This window comes from Borrelia crocidurae, from assembly GCF_000825665.2.
In the GTDB taxonomy this organism is placed as follows: Bacteria; Spirochaetota; Spirochaetia; order Borreliales; family Borreliaceae; genus Borrelia; species Borrelia duttonii.
The window spans coordinates 746,399-748,011 of record NZ_LN609267.1; the positions used below are offsets into that span (position 1 = coordinate 746,399).

Annotated in this window: 1 protein-coding gene and 1 pseudogene; one reads left to right on the forward strand and one right to left on the reverse strand. The window is 25.2% G+C overall.

Annotation, left to right across the window (positions count from 1 at the left end):
- Window positions 1-643: pseudogene (locus tag BN1173_RS03610) on the reverse strand (CCA tRNA nucleotidyltransferase); the annotation flags it as partial.
- Window positions 644-766: 123 nt separating this feature from the next.
- On the opposite strand from BN1173_RS03610, the gene BN1173_RS04670 reads away from it, so the two are divergent.
- Window positions 767-1,613, forward strand: an 847-nt coding sequence (locus BN1173_RS04670) for a DUF5312 family protein (RefSeq protein ID WP_040236683.1), incomplete at its 3' end; no start/stop codon positions are given.

The window sequence follows — 1,613 nt, forward strand, 5'->3', positions numbered from 1 at the left end:
ATTCCCTTTGTTGGATTTTCTCCCTCTAAAAGTTTGATAAATTCATTATTGATTCTTTCTTTTGATAGAAATAAAATATTGTTTTTTTAGTATTTCATGTAGAATTAATGTATTCTTATCAATTGTAAAATTCAGTGTGGATGCAAATCTTGCAGCTCTAAGAATTCTAAGAGCATCTTCTTCAAATCGTTTATTTGGATTTCCTATGCATTTTATTATTTTTTTATTAAGATCTTGTTGTCCGTTGTAGTAATCTATTATTTCGAAGTTAAGTGTATGCATTGCGATTGCATTTATTGTGAAGTCCCGTCTTTTTAAGTCTTCCTTTAAATTTTTTGTAAATTTTATTTGTTTAGGAGAGCGTTTGTTTTCATAATCTATGTCTATTCTATAAGTTGTGATTTCAAAAATTTTTTTATTAAAAATGATACGTAGAAAAATATTTTATTCCTGTTTGTATATTTGTTGGAAATAATTTCATTATTTCTTTTGGAGTTGCATTTGTTGTAAAATCAAAATCATAAGGTATCTTTTTAAGAAGTAAGTCTCTTAATGCGCCTCCTACTAGGAAAAGTTCATAGTTATGGTTATTAAAGATTTGACTAATTTTTATTATATCTTTAGTGTTATTACCTAGATTCATATAGAAATATATTATAGTTGAAATACTATTTTTTCTAAGGTTAAGATAAGGTTTTAGTTNNNNCTTAAATATCATAAAATAATATTTGTTCGATTTATATTAAATATTTATAAATGGGGTTTTATGGACAAGAGTAATGTTAGTGTATATGATTCTATTGATAAGCTTTCAAGAGATTCAAGGGCTAAATTGATAAGAGAAATTAAAAAAAATTTAAGTTTAAATTCTTCGGTATTATCTTTAAATAGTTCTAATTATTTAGATTCAGATTCTGCTGTTCAGGTTGATGATTTTCTCTCTAAAAAATTTATGGAAGAATCTTTTTGGATAAGGATATGGATATATATTTTAAGTTTTTTTCAGAGAGATCGAACCAAAGAAGATGTTTATAAAATATATCTTCTTAAAAACTTAGAAAGGCGTGTGAATAATATGTACAAGAATTCTGTGATAGATTTTAGAAAAGGTTATTTACGGGTAGGTTTTGTAGAAATGTTTTTTGAGTTTTATTGTCATTTGATAAAACTTAAAGGATATTTTAGGATGTTAGAGTCAGATAATATTGTGGAACAGGCGATGTTTGAGATTATTCAAGGTAAAATACCTAACTCTAAAAGCAAGATGGAAGATTTTTTAGAACCTGAAGAATATGAGCAATTTGTAAAAAAAGATAAGAGTCAAAAAGAGTTAGACGAGATTATTAAGATAAAGATTAATAATTATATTAGTTCAATACCTTCGCAAATTTATGTGGTTGTAGAAGAGATGTTTGAATTTTTTTATATTTTAAATAGTGTTGCATTTTTTCCTTATAAATCTTTTTTTTCTTTCTTTGATATTGAACTTTTAGATGATAAGGATAATTTTGATATTGCTGATCTTGATGGGACAATTAGTACTAGCTTTGAGAGTGTTGATAAATATTTTAAATGTTTTTGTGAGATTGTGCATACGTTGAGAGATATTGTAA